This is a genomic window from Rothia sp. HMSC061E04 (genome assembly GCF_001813685.1).
Classification (GTDB): Bacteria; Actinomycetota; Actinomycetes; order Actinomycetales; family Micrococcaceae; genus Rothia; species Rothia mucilaginosa.
This window is the reverse complement of record NZ_KV813703.1, coordinates 109,619-126,744: the sequence shown is the minus strand read 5'-3', so window position 1 is coordinate 126,744 and position 17,126 is coordinate 109,619. Positions and strand designations below refer to the sequence as shown.

At 56.3% G+C, this 17,126-nt stretch carries 14 protein-coding genes; 3 read left to right on the top strand and 11 right to left on the bottom strand.

What is annotated here, in order from left to right; translation table 11 throughout:
* Nucleotides 1–58: 58 nt before the first annotated feature.
* The 3 genes from HMPREF2927_RS05715 to HMPREF2927_RS05705 all read left to right on the top strand — a co-directional run bounded on the left by HMPREF2927_RS05715 (nucleotide 59) and on the right by HMPREF2927_RS05705 (nucleotide 2,806).
* Entirely contained in the window at nucleotides 59–1,531 is a 1,473-nt protein-coding gene (locus tag HMPREF2927_RS05715) for a tyrosine-protein kinase domain-containing protein (RefSeq protein WP_070686322.1), read from the top strand.
* Nucleotides 1,532–1,643: 112 nt separating this feature from the next.
* Entirely contained in the window at nucleotides 1,644–2,501 is an 858-nt protein-coding gene (locus HMPREF2927_RS05710) for a nucleotidyltransferase family protein (RefSeq protein ID WP_070686320.1), read from the top strand.
* The gene (locus tag HMPREF2927_RS05705) at nucleotides 2,498–2,806 is read left to right on the top strand and encodes a PqqD family protein (protein WP_070686317.1); all 309 of its coding nucleotides are present in this window, start codon (nucleotides 2,498–2,500) and stop codon (nucleotides 2,804–2,806) included. The genes HMPREF2927_RS05710 and HMPREF2927_RS05705 overlap by 4 nt, the downstream gene beginning before the upstream one ends.
* 85 nt (nucleotides 2,807–2,891) lie before the next feature.
* Here the strand turns inward: HMPREF2927_RS05705 and HMPREF2927_RS05700 are convergent, their stop codons facing one another.
* The 11 genes from HMPREF2927_RS05700 to HMPREF2927_RS05650 all read right to left on the bottom strand — a co-directional run bounded on the left by HMPREF2927_RS05700 (nucleotide 2,892) and on the right by HMPREF2927_RS05650 (nucleotide 17,109).
* Complete coding sequence (locus HMPREF2927_RS05700) at nucleotides 2,892–4,139, bottom strand: glycosyltransferase (RefSeq protein WP_070686315.1); 1,248 nt, start codon at nucleotides 4,137–4,139, stop codon at nucleotides 2,892–2,894.
* Between the two features lie 12 nt (nucleotides 4,140–4,151).
* Nucleotides 4,152–5,099, bottom strand: coding sequence for a glycosyltransferase family 2 protein (locus HMPREF2927_RS05695; RefSeq protein WP_070686313.1), 948 nt, complete (start codon nucleotides 5,097–5,099; stop codon nucleotides 4,152–4,154).
* Nucleotides 5,100–5,163: 64 nt separating this feature from the next.
* On the bottom strand, nucleotides 5,164–6,213 hold the full coding sequence (locus HMPREF2927_RS05690; protein WP_070616737.1) for a glycosyltransferase family 4 protein: 1,050 nt from the start codon (nucleotides 6,211–6,213) through the stop codon (nucleotides 5,164–5,166).
* A gap of 168 nt (nucleotides 6,214–6,381) precedes the next feature.
* Nucleotides 6,382–7,710 carry a hypothetical protein gene (locus HMPREF2927_RS05685; RefSeq protein ID WP_246822786.1) on the bottom strand — a complete coding sequence of 443 codons (1,329 nt, stop codon included), beginning with the start codon at nucleotides 7,708–7,710 and terminating at the stop codon, nucleotides 6,382–6,384.
* Complete coding sequence (locus tag HMPREF2927_RS05680) at nucleotides 7,710–8,834, bottom strand: glycosyltransferase (protein ID WP_070616733.1); 1,125 nt, start codon at nucleotides 8,832–8,834, stop codon at nucleotides 7,710–7,712. The genes HMPREF2927_RS05685 and HMPREF2927_RS05680 overlap by 1 nt, the downstream gene beginning before the upstream one ends.
* A gap of 17 nt (nucleotides 8,835–8,851) precedes the next feature.
* Nucleotides 8,852–11,095: an N-acetylneuraminate synthase family protein gene (locus tag HMPREF2927_RS05675; protein ID WP_070686311.1), complete on the bottom strand. Its 2,244-nt coding sequence runs from the start codon at nucleotides 11,093–11,095 to the stop codon at nucleotides 8,852–8,854.
* A gap of 89 nt (nucleotides 11,096–11,184) precedes the next feature.
* On the bottom strand, nucleotides 11,185–11,913 hold the full coding sequence (locus tag HMPREF2927_RS05670; RefSeq protein ID WP_070686309.1) for an acylneuraminate cytidylyltransferase family protein: 729 nt from the start codon (nucleotides 11,911–11,913) through the stop codon (nucleotides 11,185–11,187).
* A complete protein-coding gene (locus HMPREF2927_RS05665; RefSeq protein WP_070686306.1) occupies nucleotides 11,913–13,016 on the bottom strand; it encodes an RNA-binding protein in 1,104 nt (367 codons plus the stop codon). Before HMPREF2927_RS05665 ends, HMPREF2927_RS05670 begins: the two co-directional genes overlap by 1 nt.
* Nucleotides 13,007–14,005: a CgeB family protein gene (locus tag HMPREF2927_RS05660; protein WP_070686303.1), complete on the bottom strand. Its 999-nt coding sequence runs from the start codon at nucleotides 14,003–14,005 to the stop codon at nucleotides 13,007–13,009. The genes HMPREF2927_RS05665 and HMPREF2927_RS05660 overlap by 10 nt, the downstream gene beginning before the upstream one ends.
* Nucleotides 14,006–14,263: 258 nt before the next feature.
* On the bottom strand, nucleotides 14,264–15,184 hold the full coding sequence (locus HMPREF2927_RS05655) for a glycosyltransferase family 2 protein (RefSeq protein WP_070686302.1): 921 nt from the start codon (nucleotides 15,182–15,184) through the stop codon (nucleotides 14,264–14,266).
* 107 nt (nucleotides 15,185–15,291) lie between these two features.
* On the bottom strand, nucleotides 15,292–17,109 hold the full coding sequence (locus tag HMPREF2927_RS05650) for an ABC transporter ATP-binding protein (RefSeq protein ID WP_070686300.1): 1,818 nt from the start codon (nucleotides 17,107–17,109) through the stop codon (nucleotides 15,292–15,294).
* Nucleotides 17,110–17,126: the final 17 nt, after the last annotated feature.

The following is a 17,126-nucleotide window of genomic DNA, read 5'->3' as shown; positions in this document are numbered from 1 at the left end:
AACAACACTCCACGTTGCAGGTACACTAACTCAAACTTTCTGGAGTATTCTCACTACCATGACCATCTTGGAATTTTTCCGCACCACGAGGGCTAACCTCTGGCTGCTGATTATTGGCATCGTTGTCGGTGCCGCAGCGGGCTTCGGCTATGCCTCTCTTCAGCCGAAGGTCTACGCTGCATCATCCTCGGGCTACGTGACCGTGGGTGAGTCCGGTACAGTGGATGTTCTCTCGGGCTCTACAGCCGCTAAGGAGCGCGCTCGCTCCTACGCTGCTATCGTCTCTTCCGAGGCTGTGGCACAGAAGATTAAGCAGAACAACCCCGAATTGTCGATGACCACCGGTCAAATTCGCGGTAGCCTCACCGCAACTGCAGGTGAAAATGCTGCACTGATTACCGTGAACGCTAAGGCTTCTTCCCCGAAGAACGCACAGTTGCTCGCTAACAGTGCTCTGCAGGCTACTGCCGACTACATCAAGGAAATTGAGCAGAACCCCGGTAACGCTCAGGCTCTGGTAAACGGCGACAATGCTGTTGTTTCTCCAACTGGTGGCAACACCGTTCGCGTGATTCCGCTGAATAACGCGAGCGTGAACCCGCCGCTGGTAGCTCCGAACTACAAGCAGAACGTGCTCATCGGTGCTGGCACCGGTTTGGTTCTGGTCTACGCGGCAATCTTCCTGCGCCGTGCACTGGATCAGCGCATCCGTACCCGTGACGACGCTACCAAGGCAACCGGCGCAAGCATCCTCGGTGTTCTGCCCATCAGTGACGACCTGAACGAAGAGAATATCGTTAACGGTGACACCGACGACCATATCGCTCAGGAATCCATTCGTCAGTTGCGCACCAACCTACGCTTCGTGAATGTTGACACTCCCCCGCGTTCGTTCATCGTCACCTCCGCAGTGCCAGGTGAAGGTAAGTCGACCGTGTCGCTGTCGCTGGCTCGCGCAATGGCTGATGCGGGTTCGCCCGTCATCCTCATTGACGCCGACCTCCGCCGCCCGACCGTGGCTAAGAAGCTGAAGCTGGACGCTAAGGTCGGTCTGACCCAGGTTCTGGCTGGCCAGGTTGAGATTGCTAACGCTGTACACCAGCTCGGTGAATCGAACCTCTTCGTCCTGCCTGCAGGCCGTATCCCCCCGAACCCCTCCGAACTTCTGGGCTCGGATAAGATGCGCCAGCTGATTAACGAGCTCTCCGAAGAGTTCATCGTGGTCGTTGACGTTCCGCCGCTACTGCCCGTGACCGACGCTTCGCTGCTCTCCCACTCCGTGGATGGCGTGATTCTCGTTGGTTCTATCGGCCGAAGCCACCGTGAGCAGATGACTGAAGCTTCCAACATCCTGAAGAAGGTCAACGCTAACCTCCTCGGTATGGTTCTGAACCGTGCGCCCCGTAAGGGCCTGGGTAACTCCTACTACGGCTTCGGTTACGCAAGCGCCTACGTTGGTTATGCAACCTACTACGGTTACGGCAAGGAAGGCGACAAGAAGTCGTCGAAGAAGTCCTCGGCTAAGAAGTAATAACGTAATAAGCGCCCTAAACTATAGGGAGCGACTTAGGGGCGGGATGGGCAGTTTTTCTGCCCGTCCCGCCTTATACTTATCTGGTATACATGTGCACCGAAAGGCTATTGTGACCACTCACTCACCCAATACCCCGGAGCCGCAGACTACTCCTCTGGCGGCACGGATTCGGCTTGCGCACGCCTACTTCCAGCGAATGGCTGACATGCACTCCATCGATATTCTGCATGTCAAAGGCTACGCTTTCTCCCAGGAAATTTACCGCAAGGGTAGGTACAGCTCCGACGCTGACCTGCTGGTCCGTCCCTCTCATGTGGACCGTTTTGTAGAGATTCTTCTGGCAGATGGATGGCGTATTCAAGCGCACTTCGAGACAGGCTCAGTGTTCGAGCACGCAATGACGCTCTACCACGCTTCATGGGGCCTGACCGATATTCATCGTTTCTTCCCCGGTCTTGGACGCCACGGCGATTATGAGAAGGCGTTTGACCGCGTCTGGGCTGCACGTAAGACCCGCATGATTGCTCACCGTCCCTGCACTGTCCCCAGTGATCTGGACGCGCGTCTTCTCGTGGTGCTTCACCGCGCCCGTGCGGCATCACGCTACAGCGCGGATATTAACTATCTGGTTTCTCTGCTCTCCTATAGCGATTGGCAGCGCCTACGAGCCCGCGCGGAGGAGCTTGACTCATCCCTCGCATATAGCGCGGCTATGGGCGGTCTAGAGCAGTACCGTGACAACCGCGACTACCTGCTGTGGCTGTCGGTCTCCCAGGATGTGCCCCACTATATTCAGTGGATTGGGCGCCTGCAGTCGGCGACCACCCTGCACGATAAGCTACGCACCCTCAAGAATATTTTCCTCGTGAATAAGGACCATCTGGCGATGCAGCTGGGACGCACTCCCACTAAGGCAGAGATACGTGCAAAGTTCTTTGAGCGTTTCGGAATCAAGGTGAATAAATGAGCAATCCAGTAGATTCCCGTCAGACCGTATACGGTATCCCCGAGAACATCGCGTACGTTCATTCTGAAGAGTTCACTAAGTACTCCCCCACGGCAACTTATCTCGCGAATCTTGCCAACGGTGAGCTGTCTGTTCTTCAGGATTCAGCCTCCATTATTTGGAGTATTTTTGAAGATCCGATGTCTCTGCAGGATGCTATCGATGCGCTCTGCGAAATGTATGAACAGCCGGTAGAGATTATGGGACCGCAGATCGAGGGTTTTATTCCCGAGTTGCTCTCCAAGGGGCTCCTAGAAGCCCGCTAAGGCTCTCAGAATGCATAAGAAGGCGGGGCGGTAGATTATATATAGTTCTACCGCCCCGCCTTCTTCTATGAGCTGTCTAGGTCTTTTAGTCTTCGGGCAGAGCCTGCACGTACCTCTTCAGACGGGTGATGAAACGAGCCTCCGAGAAACCGTCAACGTGCTCACGGATGTAGTCGGCATCCCAGTCATCCGGGTTGAAAGCTTTGAGAGCTTCCACCAGCTGCTCCACGGTCGGCTGGTTGATGAACATACCGGTCTTGCCTTCCTGAATGGTATCCAGGAAACCGCCCGCACGGTAGGCAATCACGGCCTTGCCGCTAGCACCCGCTTCCAGCGGAGTAATGCCGAAGTCCTCATAAGAGATAGCCAGCAGTGCCAGGCAATGACGGTACGCGTAACGTAGCTGCGCGTCCGAAACGCCCGAAACGATACGAACGGTCGGGCCCGCAAGCGCTTCCAGGCGTTCCTTCTCCGGACCGCGACCAATCACCAGCAATTTCTTACCTAACTTGTTGCAGGCTTCAATAGCCTTATCAACATTCTTGTAGGGCAACAGGCGAGAAACGACCAGGAAATAATCATCCGATTCGGTGAACTCTTCCAGACCTGGGATAGGCTCAACCGGTGCGGTGGTGTCTACCGAGTGCGGCGGGAAGAAAATCGGAACATCTTTCTTGCCGTACACGTTCTCGATGCGCTTCTTAATCATGCTCGCGTTCGCCACGTACACCGCCGAGCGGTGAGCCGCCCAGTGGTCCCAGAGCATCAGACCAGGACGCAGGGTCTTCAGCAGCAGCGGTACGGGGCCGGTGCTCTTCTCGCCCAGGTACTGATCGCTCAGGTACAGCCAACGCGCCGGCGAATGGCAGTAAATGAACTTACGGCCGGCGAAGTTGAAGCCGTGCGCCCAACCGGTCGTCGACACCACAGCACGCTCAGCCGGCACCTTCAAGAAAGAAGAAGCAAACGGCAGAATCGGTAGAGCCATGCGGTGGTTACGACGCAGATAACCAATCTTGTTCAAAGGACTTGTGATAATCTTCGCGTCCTTGAACTCGGGGAAGGTACCCTCCGGGTCGTACAGAGTAGTGTAAATCGGTGCGTCCGGGAACGCACGGTGCATCGCCAGAACAACACGCTCCGCGCCGCCGCGCTGAGTCAGATAGTCGTGGGCAATTGCAATCTCTTCAGTAGCCTCAGGCTTGACCAGCGGCACGTAACGGCGCGCCAGGCGGCCAAGCTTCTTGAGGCTCTTCGGGATATCTGCAAGCACCGCGTCGGGGTTCTTCGGTCCGGTAAACGGAGCGGAGGTCAAGAGCTGCGTGAGTGACATTTTCTTTTCCTCCTAGAAAACTTTCTGAGCGCGCTCAGGATAGTGAATACCGGCGTAAGATGCAGCCTCAACCTGGAGTGCCACAAGCTTCTCAGCCGCCTTAGCGGGCAGTTTGAGCAGAATCTTATCGCTCGCGTCTCCCAGAGCCTTGATGGTCTTCTCGGTGGTGAAACGAGCGAGAGTCTTGACCAAGAAACCCCAGAGACCGGTCGGGTTCGGGGCAGGGTGCGCCGCATCGCCGTGCTTACGCACGAAGATGGTACGGGCAGAACCCGAGTGTAGGGCACGCAGGGCACGCACTGCAGTGGTGGTAGCCTCTGCATAGTGCTTGACCTCAACTTCATCAGAGATGATGATGTGGCCACCAACGTCATGGACCATTTTGCCCATGTCTACGTCTTCCCAACCGTAGAGACGGTACGCGGGATCGTATCCGCCGGTACGGTCAAAGTACTCCGCAGAAATAGACGAGTTACCGTTCCAGTACAGCCAACGGCCCTCTTCAGCTACGCTGAGGGCACCTTCCTTGAATCGGGCATCGCGGAAGTTACCGTACACACGAGAATAGGGAGTGTCCGGGTACACGTTCTTCAAGGTACCAATTACGCCGTCATAATCACGGTGCAGGCGAATCTGCGCCTCGACATAGTCAGCAGCAGGCTCAAGATCGTCATCGCAACGGATGAGGATATCCGCATCAGCCGCACGGTGACCAGCGTTCAGCGCTGCCACACGACCGCGGTTCTCCTCGAAAACGATCTTGGTCAGGTTCAGCTTGCCTTCCGCAATATAGCGGTCAAGCACAGCTTCGCTGTTGTCAATATCGCCGTCGAGGACCACGATAACCTGGAAGTCCTTCTCGGTCTGGGCGGCAAGCGCATCCAGCGGGTAGTGCAGAATATCTGCACCACCGCGAGAGGGGATGATAACCGCAGCCTTGTAACGGTGGGTAGTCGTCATAATTTTCCTTCGGGTTTGAGTGAGAGGATATCCGTTGGGAATGATTTATAGGGTTAGAAGCACCTTAGCGGATAAAACGTTCCAGAATCTCACCAACACGGACCTTACCTGCTTCAGGCGAGTAATTCTCCTGCCAACGCCAGAACAGCTCGGAGGTACGTTCTGCCAGCTCTTCAGTCTCTTCACGGATTTCCTGACCCAGCTTCTCAATGGCCTGAGCAAGTACCTGCGGCTGGTTCACCGGGACGATGTAGGGGTAGGAGCCGTTGCCGCCCACGACCTCCATCAAGGGTGCAGCGTCGCTGATAACGACAGGAATGCGTGCGCTCATCGCTTCAGCAACCACAAGGCCGAAAGACTCTTCAGCACCCGCCGAGGGGACAACCAGCATGTCAATGTTAGAGAACAGGCGGTCCGGAGTGGTCCAGCCCAAGCGAGTGCTGAACGGTGCGACACGGGCCAGAGCAGTCTCAACCTCAGCACGGCCCTCTTCAGAAGCGAATACAGGCTCGCCACCGATGATGAAGTCGTAGATAATCTCGTCCTTGTTGAGGATACTCAACGCCTCGCACAAAGTAGGAATACCCTTAGCAGGAGTCAGACGACCCAAGAAACCAACACGCAGACGACGATCGCCAACGTGATGGTCCAGCTCAGTTGAGACACCGTTGACCCAGTTAGCGAAAACCTCGCTACCAGGGCATGCACGTGCGACGTAACGGCTAGGCACCAAAGTAACCGATGCATTACGACGAGCGAACGGTACCAGCTTGGCATTGATACCAGTAGCGTACTGATGCAGGTGTACGATGCGGTTCTTACGGCCACCCGTTGCTACTGCGGGAACCAGACCATTGCACCAGAGCAGTACGTCCTTGTTCTGGGCATGCCATGCACGCAGAGCAAGCATGTACTGTGCGCGGTTCTTAGCAGGCAACATAATGCGAGGGAAACCCTCATCCGCGGCAGCTTCCATGAGTTGCTTCGGTTCCGAGGGGCCCACAATGGTGACCTTGTACCCAAGGTTACGGGCTGCGCGGGCAATGTTCAGAAGCATGACCTCGCCGCCACCAATATCACCGTTATTGGTAGCAATATACAGTTCTTTCTTCATTGTTCTACTCCTAGAGCAATTCACAAGGGGAAGGGGATATTGTTCTTCTACAGAACCGTCTAGGTTCCCCGGATACGTCAGAACAAGGCGCTCCAATAAGCGTTGCGCGCTATGCTCAAGACATAGAGAAACTACCTGTCGAGGCAGAGGATACAAAGTGAATATCCTCTACGCCTTATGGGCGTTCTGGGCAGCTAGTACGTGGTTATCGGCTTCTTCAGCATCACGAACCTCAATCCGCTCGTCAAAGCCTTCGATACTTGCCTCATCGTGGCCGGTACCCAAACGCTGTTCACGCTCAAGCAACAACACGCGCAGAGCAAGACCGCATGCAATAGCCCACGGCCAGGTGTAGAACACCTCGCCCAGACGGGATGCACAAATCATGATGGCAACGCCAGCGCCCTGCACAACATAGAACTTCGGCGGCAGAGTCTTTTTGCCGCTAAACACGTTCACGATAAAGAGCAGGGTGATGGTAACAACCAGAATCATCCATGGCCAGCCGCCCTCAATCAGAGCAGACCAGTACGAGTTATGGAGGAACCAGGTCTTCGAACCGGTATGTGCCAGGTATACGTATGCCTCACCCAAGCCCTGGCCGAAGAAGCCAGAAGCCTGAACCTTAATCTCAGATGCCTGGTCAATCAGTGAACGAAGCGCATCCGTACCGGTACGGTCCGCAAAGACGCCGGACTGCGCGTAATCACTAGTCAAGATATCAATTAACCAGTACAGCGCTACACCCAACGTAATACGACCAAAGGTCTTCATACGGTGAGCAACAACGATCCAAATCAGACCCGCTGCATACGCCGCGATAGAGGTACGAGAACCCGTAGCCCATAGCAGCCCGGAGAAAACAGCAATAGTGCCGATAACTTCAATTTTGTTACGGGCAAAGCTCAGAATCAACAGACCAAACAGACAGTACACCAGACCCGAGAAGTTCTTGTCATTCAACCAACCGGTCAAAAAACCGTAATAACCAGTCACCGGCGCAAACCCAGCAAAATAAGCTACTGCGTTAAACATAATCGCTAGTGAGTAGCCCAGAATAATCGAGCGGATATGCAGACGCCCAGCGGCAATAGTCCAAATCAATACCGTTGCCGCTACAAGACGAAGCAAACGACGCGTCCAATCCGATGCGTCCTCGGAATGTACACCGTAGAACGAGACAATTGCGAGGTAACCCATTGCAATAAACATAATTGCGCGCAGACCCGAAAAATGACTCACGTCAAAAGTTGGCTTACGGGTCAGACCGTACAGCGCCAGCAAAAGAATGATTACCTGGTTAAAGGGCAAACCAACACCCGGTACCGCCTCGCCAAAAAGCAAGAGGAATGCCATTATGAACTCAGGCATACGAATCTGGCTGGTCTGATGGCGGACGTAATTACTACCGCGAGACACAGTTTCAGAGAAACGCGAAACCTCTGGCTTCTCGGTGGGTTCGTTCAGATGCGCGTAAACCTGCGAAGTCTGGCTCATCATCGGCCTCCTCGAAGTACACGAGTGTAAATATCAACCGTCTGAGCAGCCATCTGCTCATTCGAAATCCAGGCGAAAGGCTCAGACTCATCCTTCTGCAGCTGCGCACGCATAGCCTGCAGAACATCCTGAGTCAGGGTTGCACTCTGGCGGTCCACCAGCTCGTCGGCACCCAAAATCTCCGGGTTACCACCCACAGCGGTAGCGACCGTCTTCAGGCCAGCAGCCTTAGCGTCCAGCAGAGTGTAGGAGCAGTTCTCCCACACCGACAGCTGAACAATCATGTCACTACGACCCATCGCTTCAATCGGGTTAACGAAGCCGCTGAAGGTCACCGAATCACCCAGGTTCAGACGCTGAGCCTGAGCCTGCAACTCGGACGCCAAATCGCCAGAGCCCGCAATCTCAAGATGAGCCTGCGGGTAATCAGCACGAAGCTGTGCAAAAGCATCCAGCAGCACGTCAATGCCCTTCTCAGGGGACAGACGGGACAGCGAGAGAATACGCGGACCTCCCTCTGCGGGAACACGCTGCTGCTCAACAGCCGCGTGCACCTCGGGGATATCCACGCCGTTGTACACCCGCTCCACGCCACGAGCGCCCCACTTGGCACGCATCTGATCAGCGGTAGAACGAGAAACAGCAATCGCCTGATCGGTACCCCACAGGCGCACACGATGCACGGTCTCCATGAGCTTAGAACGCCAGGAGCTACCGTGGTACACCGAGTCATTACCGGCAATGCCGTGCTCAGTGGTCAGGAGCTTCGGCACGCAGGTGCCGCGCTTGATAACGCTACGGATACGCAGAGCATTCACCACAGCGGTTGCGACAACGTCCGCATACGCCAGGTGGCTGTGGACGATGTCCGGGCGGAGCTGCTCAACAGCCTTCTGCAAAGAAGCAAAAGAAGTCTTAAAACCGTAGTCGGGGCCGAACTCAGCCTTGATGACGGTGACGCCCAGTTCCTCAAGACGGCTCGTGAGCTTACCCTCGGGTGCGAGAACCACCAGGTTAAAGCCGGGGAGCCCGGCACGTGCCATATCGACAACGTGCCGAGCTACTCCACCAAACTCGGGAACCGGAACGACCCACAGGGCCGTGGGAACTCCGTTTGAATTCATAAGTAAGTGTCTACTTTCTACAGCCACTTCTCGAGGCGGTCCAGTGCAGTGAAGAAGCCCTCACCGTTGTTGATGTGGCCCTGCCAGATTTCGGGAATGAAGGATGCCTTCGGAGCCAGCTCACGCAGCTGCTTGCCCAGGGATGCCCAGTCGACATCGCCTTCGCCGACCTGAACGCCCTCACCGTCAACGCCGGTGCCGTCCACCAGGTGCAGGTGGATGGACAGCGGTGCCAGCTGCTCGACAGCCTCCGACAGCGGAATGTTCAGGAAGTTACAAGCAAGCATGGTGTGGGAGATGTCCAGGCAGAGCGCGGTGTCGAACGCACGCGAGAACTCTGCAGTGTCCTTCGGATCCAGGAACAGGTTGTGGTACTGCTGACCACCCATCAGCCAGGGGTACGGAGGCAGAGTCTGAGCCGCCAAGCGAACGCCGGATGCGTCCAGACGCTTCAGCGCCTCACCGATACGCTCGTACTTCTCGGCACGTGCAGCGGCGGGGATGTGCTTATCCTTGGTGAAGCCACCCATGGTCACGACCATGACCGGGTCCTCGTCTACGGTGAAGTAGCGGGTCAGGTCACGGGTGATGTCGATGGTGCGCTGAACCTCAGCGATGGAGCGTTCCCACACCTCGGGGTCCTTGGACGCAAGGTCCACCAGGAAGTCACCTGCGAACAGGTCGGGCAGGTGGGTGGTGAAGCTCATGTCCAGCTTGGAGTCAAAGACGTCGTCGATGTTAATCTCGAGGTCCTTGTATGAGAAGTGGAACTCCAGGAAGTCCGGCTTCGCCTCTTCAATCAGCGGCTTGTAGTCGTGGTAACGAACCGGCAGGCCCCAGGGACGGTCAAACTTGAAGTCGCGGCGGGTCACCAGGTCGTCCTTCAGGTCGCCCTCGAAGAAGAACGAGCCTTCTTCAACGTCGCGCTGCATGGTGCGACCCAGCAGCTGCGGCAGGTAGTTCGGCTGCAGACCGCGGCCGGGGGACTTCACAGCAACATCAGCCTCGGTCACAACCTCGCCCTTAGCAATGTGGCGGGTAGCAACCAGGGACTTAGCCAGGTTCACGCGGTTCATCAGCTCACCGGTGGACACCTCGCGAGGAGCAGCGGAACCAATAGCAGTCTCAACCTCACGAATCTGCTGAACCATTGCCTTGAATTCCTCAGGCAGCAGGGATACGGTGTGGTCGTTACCCTCGAGGGTCTTGTCGGTGGTGAAGTGCTTCTCAATGATCTTCGCGCCGCGAGCAACAGCAGCAATCGGCACGTGGTAGCCACGCTCGTGGCCGGAGTAGCCGACCAGGCACTGACCAATCTCAGCCAGGCGGTCCATGTACGCCAGGTTGACGTCCTTGAAGGGTGCCGGGTACGCGGACTGGCACTGCAGCAGAGCGTAGGATGCGCCAGCGTTACGCAGCAGAGCCACGGACTCGCGGATCTCTTCCTCACGGCTCATACCGGTGGAAACCAGCATGGGCAGGCCGCGGGAAGCCACGTCGCGCAGCAGCTCGTGGTTGGTCAGGTCAGCAGAAGCAATCTTCATGCCCTGGATACCGTAGTCAACCAGTGCCTGCACGGAGGGTGCGTCCCAGGGGGTGCACATGATGTCCATGTCGTGCTGCTTGACGTGGTCGAAGACCTCGTACATCTGGTCAACGGTCAGGGAGAAGCGGGACAGCAGGTCCAGGGTGTACTGAACGCCCAGGTCCTCACCTGCGGTTGCTGCGCCGCGCTGGCGGTACAGAGCGTCCATGTCACGCAGCTGGAACTTCACAGCGTCCGCGCCGGACTCAACAGCCAGGTCCACCAGTTCCTTAGCGAAATCAACGCTACCCTGGTGGTTGTTACCAATCTCAGCAATGATGAAGGAGGGGGAATCCTCGCTGATGGTGTGCTTACCGATGCGCAGGACGTCCTGCTCATCCATTGCCAGTGCCACGAGGTGACCGCGCTCGTCGGTCAGCGGCACGTGGTTGATGCCCTTCGCGAAGTATGCGCGCAGGGTCTCGGGATCAGCATCAGCGGGTGCGGTCTGCGGGTTGGTGTTCGCTGCCTCCAGCGCACTGGTCTCCAGGGATGCGGTCGGGTTAGCAATCAGCCAACGACGGAAGTCGCCGTCAGAGAGCGAACCGCGCAGAATACCGGACTCGTTCACCAGGAAGATGATGCGCTGGCCGTTAGCAGAAATCTTCTGCAGAGCGTTGAGGATCGGGTCTTCAGCAAAGACCACGTAGGGGGCAATATTGCGTTCAATAATCACGATTTGACCTTTTCGTTTGAGTGTTTGGTTGAATGCCTGAGTGCCGGTCAAGCCGGGAGCGGCAGACGAGGTACTGCTGCGGGTGAAGGTTACTTGCCTTCGGCCAGGATCTGAGTGAGCTGGTGTTCTGCCACGGAGAAGTCAATCGGTGCGTCGATGTCGACGCCCTCAACCTCGTCCAGCATGAACAAATCAATAGTACCGCCGGGGTAGCCCGCCAGGCGGTTGTGGTGGTCCATGTACACGTGGGTCTTGGTGACGTACATCGAACCGTTCTCACGGTAGCGGAAGGTTTCCTTGGTCAGCTCCTGGCGGCGCGGGCGGGCCATAATCTCGAACGCCGCGGTGGGCTCACCGTCAGCGTGCCAAGTCCAAATAAACGGGCCAATCGGAATCACACCGACCATGGAGTCCTTACCGTTCTCCGCGAACTGGCGGACCGCACGAGCCAGGGTACCGGGCAGACGTACCGGGCTGGTTGCCTGCAGCAGCATGACAGCTTCGGGTTCCCAACCGTTTTCGGTGTAGAACTCGATGGCGTGCTCGATGACCGGCTCGGTGGCGGTGGTGTCTTCAGCCAGGTGTGCCGGGCGCATGAACGGCACCTCGGCACCGTACTCGCGGGCGATATCAGCCAGCTCAGCATCGTCGGTGGAGACGACAACACGCAGCTCGTGCTCGCCGGCTACTTCTTCCTTAGCAGCCAGTGCCTGCTCGATGGTCCATGCGACCAGCGGCTTACCTGCAATGGGGCGCAGGTTCTTACGCGGAATGCCCTTTGAGCCACCGCGCACGGGGATGACGCAGAGAATACGCATTATGCCTCCAAAGTTTCAATCATTAGTTCAGCGATACGCTGTGCCGGTTCCTTCTTCGGCTGAACCGGTGCCGGGGTCGGTTCCTGACCCCACTGGTTCATGCCGTAGCGGTCCCAGAATTCCACCAGCCATGCCGGCGGTGCCGGGTGGTAAACCCACGCCGGGATTCCGCGGATTGCAGCCTCAAGAACCCCGGTAGAGAAGATCGATACCACCGGGTTCGGCACCTCGTTCAGCGGGGTGCCGGAGCGGTCAATGCGGATGCCTTCCTTTTCCCACAGCTGGTGGGTCAGTACCGACAGCTTATCCTTCTCGCTCGGGTGCGGGCGGTAGCTTCCACCGAACTTCTTCAAGAAAGAGTGGGAAGCGTACGCGAAGGATGCGCGCGGCAGTTCCGCGCCGTGCATCTGTCCCAGGAAGATCGGTTCCAGGCCGTTCTGCTTCTGTGCCTCAGCACCGGCTGCCTTCTGCGCTGCAAGGTAGAGCAGCTGCGAACCCACCGCGTGAGTGGTGACGTCGCGGCGACCCGATGCCCAGAACTGTGCGTCAGCTTCGCTGAAAGCCAGCAGGGTGCATCCGACCGGTAGCGGCGGTGCCTGAGGCACCAGCAGACCGTGCTGAACCACCCAGTACTCAGCGCCGATTGCACGAGAGAACTCGTAGGCTGCCGCACCACGTGCCAGGTAGTGACCCAGGGAGAGCACTACGCGAACAGCAGGAAGTACGCTCTGCAAATCCTGTACAGAAATTTCACGGGTGCTCCATGTCTGGTGGGTGTACGGTTCGGTAGCGTACTGACCGTTCAGGTGCTCAAAAGCGCCTTCCTCGGGAACCCACAGAGCCACATCGACGTTCTGCAGGTACTTGAGCGGCTCCAGCAGAGAGTTACGGCTCGTCGGCGAGAACGAATCGAGCACGATGAGCACGCGGGGTACGGCACCGCGGGTGTACAGCACGCCGCCGACGGGGCCTTCCTGTTCAGCCGCGCCTCCGCGCAGACGTCCCACAAGAGCGCGAGCCTCGCTCTTAGCCCATCGCAGGGTGTTTTGGCGCTTTTGCCAGGTAGCCCATGCGTCAATATCAATGGGATAGGTTAGGCCCATAGTTGCTCCAAAATCTTTACACGCTGATCGAAGGTGTGGTCGGCCAGAGTACGCTTCTGTCCGGCTTCACGAATCTGACGGGCCCATTTCGGCTCACGGAAAATACGGGTACAAATCTCGATGAGCTCATCAATGCTCTCGTAGACCAGAACCTCTTCACCAGGAATGTAGTAGCGATCCACATCGGCACGGTCAATCACCTGCAGAGCGCCCACGCCGGGAGCCTCAAAGGTGCGCATGGTGAAACCATCCTGGTTATTGTGGATGTTCAGCGTTGCCGGGGAGGACGCCATAATACCGTACGCCTCAGCGCGGTCAATATCGCGGCCTGCGGGCACACCGGAATCCTTGAACTGCTTAGTGCGCAGAATGTCGTAGGGGTGACGCGACCAAGCACGACCGTAGGCACGCACCGGCAGGCCAGCTGCAACCAGCGCCTGCAGGGTCTCCTCACGGTTGGGGTACTTAGCGCCCACAAAGTTGATGGAGTCCTCGCGCATGGGGACAACAGGGCAATGGGTGTCGTAGGCGTTGGGCATGTCGAACACCTCGAAGCCCTGCTCACGCAGGTGCTGCGCGTCCAGTGGACTGTAACTTGCCAGCGCGCCCAGGTGGTGCAGGTCCTCTTCGGTGTAGCTCATGCGGCGCATTTCATCGTAGAGCCAGGTACCGTAGCGAACACCGGAAGTCTCCAGCAGATCCCACCATTCGCGGGAGAGCATATCGCCCTTAATGACCAGCACAATATCGGGGCGGAATTCGTTGAAAGCATCAATCGCCTTACGAGTAGCCTGAGCAGCGAAGCTTTCAGGGCGGTACTTCTCGGGCAGCTCATGGGCAAGCTTGTTAAGGATACGCTCGGGCAGAGTACCCGGCGCATCGTAAATGTGGGTGCGCACTTCGTATCCGTGCACTTCCAGGGATGCCTGAATTGCCTTCCAGTACCCGTGGAATGCAGGTGAGAGCAGTAGAAGTTTAGGCTGAGTCATATGAGGATTGAATCCTGTCGGCATTTGCTATAAGAACCCGCAGGGTAGAACCGTGCGGTGCTATGTGTTGGAGCGAAGAGGAACGGAAAGTTTCACCTGCAACTTGAGGCAAAACATACCTATTGAAATTTTACAATGAAAGCAGGAGACGACACACTCGAGTGCACTGTGTCGCCTCCTACGTTCTATATGCACCTTCTGACGAAGAGGACTAGAAATCTTGCGGAACTACCGCTGTAGATTCCGCACGTTTCGCCCCTAGTTCTCGCGGCGCTCTGCCTTGGCGATACGCTCCAGCTCGGTGGCGAGGAATCCACGAGCGTCCACATCCTTATTACGCAGGCCGCGCACCGAGTTCACCAGGAAGTTCACGTAGCTGGTCACACGTAGTAGGTTCGCGAGTTTCTTCTCCCAGCCCCACTTATCCGCATAAATGAAGCGAGCGGTGGTTAGCCACTGCACACGGCGCTCGGAGGGCGAAGATCCTCCTCCCTCGTGGGTGACAGTCACAGAAGGAATCAGGTAACGGTCCACACCAGCGTTCGAGAGGCGGTACTGGAAATCCACCTCTTCGCTGTTCATGTAGAAACGCTCATCCATACCACCAATGCGGTTGAAGGTCGCGCGAGGAACGACCATGCACGCACCCATAACCCAGTCGACCTTCGCGTCCGCGGTGCCGGTGCATGCTTCAACATCGTGGCCAACGCCGCGGTGCCACCAGTTGGTCGGCTTAAAACGAGCCAGCGGAGTGAACCATTCCCACGCCACATGCGCTGCGGTGGGGAACTTACGTGCCACCCACTGCTGCTTACCATCGTGGCCAATAATCTGCGGGCTAGCCAGCACCTCGCCGTGGCGTTCCACGGCTGCGAGCATGCGCGAGACGAAGGTGTTATCCAGCTCCAGGTCGCTGTTGAGGATGAAAACCCATTTACCGGTCGCGGCATCAACACCGGAGTTCACAGCTTTACCGAAACCACCATTCACAGGGCGGCGAACCACGGTCACGCCCTCAACGTCGGGGAAGGGAGTGGGCGAAACGTCATCCGAGACAACGATTTCAATATCGGCGGGGTCAATACCCTGCTGAGCACGCAGAGTGTCAATAATGGCAAGAACCGGCTCCGGCTCGCCGTAGAAAGGAATAACCGCAGAAACACGGAGGGTATGAATCACAATAATGTCCTTTGAGTGAGGTGCCTAAAAATCACAATCGATAGAAGGCTAAATTATGGGGGGCGACCGTACTTACTTCTGCATACGATCACCCCCCATAGTTTCAATTAGTCGGGCAGCTGGCCCAGGCGAACGAGGTTCGCAAATTCTTCGTTGGCAGCCTGAACTTCCTTGAAAGTTCCCTTATTCGCGATGCGGCCCTGGGAGAGGTACACCAGCTGGTTAACGTTACGCACCGTGGAAAGACGGTGAGCCACGATAATCACGGTAATCTCCTGGGAGATGCGGTTAATGGTCTGAGTAATCTTGTGCTCAGTCTCATTGTCCAGTGCGCTGGTTGCCTCATCCATAACCAGCAGGCTCGGGTTACGGTACATCGCACGCGCAATACCCACACGCTGACGCTGACCACCGGAAAGACGGTTACCGTTTTCGCCAATCGGAGTGTTAATGCCTTCTTCCAGAGTCTCGACAACGGGCATCAGCTCCGCCAACTCAAGGCAGTAGAGCACACGGTCATCGTCAATGTGCTTGTCGGGGATACCGAAGGCAACTGCCTCACGCAGGGTGCCATTACCCAGGTAGGGATCCTGAGGGACATAACCAATCTTCTGGTACCAGGAAGGCAAATCAGTATGGATATCCTTACCCTGGCTAGAAATCGTACCGCTCGCCGGGATCAGCAGACCAAGAATCAAGTCAACCAGAGTAGTCTTACCCGAGCCGGAACCACCCACGAAAGCAACCGAGGTACCAGCCGGAACATCCAGCTGAATGTCCTTGAGAACATCCTTATCACCATCCGGGTAACGGTAGACCAAGTTATCGATCTGAACATCCACGAGTTCAATACCCGAGTTGATAATGGTTGCCGGGTCAACTTCACTCTTGGCTTTAACCATCTGCAGACGCTGCTCTTCGGGGCTCATTGAGCGGATAACCTTAGCAACCTCTTCACTAGCGAACTCGTTCGCACGAATGCTGCCCAGAGAAGCAACCATACGGGTGGCATTCGGCAGAATACGGATGCATGCGGTTGCGAAAAGCATCAGAGCTGGCAGACTATCGGCTCCCTGGGTCGATGTCATCAGACCCAAAAGACCTGCAATACCGACAATGAAGATAATTTCTAGAGCGTACTTGGGGAAATCAGCGAAGAAGGAAATATTCACATCGCTATTCACGCTACGCAGCGCGTACTGGCGGTACTCTTCAACGGTCAATTCACGCGAATTAGAAATACGAATCTCGCGAAAACCCTTGATGTTGTCGAAAAGCGAGAGGAGAGCGTCACGACCGGCACGAGCAGAAATCTCACCGTACTTAGCGTTTCCTTGACGCAGGAAGAACTGCATCACAGAGATAGTGATACCGAAATAAGCAAAGGCAATCAAAGCCGGAATCGGCATAACGCAGAGAATCATCACCAGCAACACAAGAACCGACAGTAGGTCACCGATGAAGTTAATAATTGAGCCGACGTAACCGCGGTAAGCAAAAACCACATAAGTACCAATCAGATACACAGTATCTTCAGGTTGGGACTTCCTATGATTGAAGTAGCTATCCTTCATGTAGTGGTTAAGGATAGTCGAAGAAGTTGCCAACTGCTGGTAACCGGTGAATTTCAGGCTCCAGCGCTTAAAGATGAGCGATGCAATGCCTTTAATGACAAAGACGAGCACCAGAACACTGCCCAGATAGAGCGCCAGCTCAGATCGCTGAGGATTACCAAAAGCATCCGAGAGAACAGCCAGATAGCCGGTAATTTCCGCGCCCATCGCAATATTCACGATGGGAAGAACAGCAGCAACACCGACCATCTCCATCAAAGACAGAACGAACAGGCCGATCAGGTTAAAGACAAGTAGCGTAAAGCTCCGTCCGGGAAAAAACAGGCGAAGCTTAGTATAAATGCTCTTCATTGGTCCTCGTTGGTGAG